Source organism: Mycobacterium montefiorense, assembly GCF_003112775.1.
GTDB lineage: Bacteria > Actinomycetota > Actinomycetes > Mycobacteriales > Mycobacteriaceae > Mycobacterium > Mycobacterium montefiorense.
This window is the reverse complement of the sequence record NZ_BFCH01000039.1, coordinates 1-700: the sequence shown is the minus strand read 5'-3', so window position 1 is coordinate 700 and position 700 is coordinate 1. Positions and strand designations below refer to the sequence as shown.

General features: G+C 61.6%; 1 protein-coding gene. It reads left to right on the top strand.

Translation table 11 applies throughout. The annotated features are described in order from the left end of the window. Positions 1-700, top strand: a 700-nt coding sequence (locus tag DB708_RS25790; RefSeq protein WP_133251058.1) for a condensation domain-containing protein, incomplete at both ends; no start/stop codon positions are given.

The window sequence follows — 700 nt, the reverse complement described above, 5'->3', positions numbered from 1 at the left end:
TGGTGTGGGTGGTTGGTCGTTGTGGGTGCCGCAGCCGGGGTCGGTGGATGCTGCGGGTTGTGTGGCGTCGGTGGATGTGTTGTCTGATGAGGCGTTGGTGGGGGCGCGGTCGCGGTTGGATCCGGCTGCGGGGGTGATGCTGAGCGCGTTGTGGGTGGTCTCGACGAGTCAGTTGGTGTTGATTGTGCATCACTTGGCTGTTGATGGGGTGTCGTGGCGGATTTTGTTGGAAGACCTCACTATTGGGTGGGCTCAGCATCGTGGCGGTGCGCCGATTGTGTTGTTGGCGTCGGGGTCGTCGTTTCAGCGGTGGGCGTCGGTGTTGGCTGAGCATGCTTTAGCGCCTGGGGTTGTTGCGCAGCTGCCGGTGTGGGAGCAGGTGTTGGATACTCCGGCGGTGTTGGCGCCAGTGGAGCCGGGGGTGGATACGTTTGCCACGGCGGGGCGGTTGTCGGCGTCGTTGGATGTTGAGACGACTCGGATGGTGCTTGGTGAGGTGCCGGCGGCGTTGCATGCGGGGATCAACGACATTTTGTTGATTGCTTTCGGGTTGGCGTGTGCGCAGTTTTTGGGTGTTGGTGAGGGTGTGCCGGTTGGTATTGATGTCGAGGGCCATGGTCGCCAAGAGGAGTTGGCTGGTGATGTCGACTTGTCGCGCACGGTGGGTTGGTTCACCACGAAGTATCTGGTGGCGTTGAGG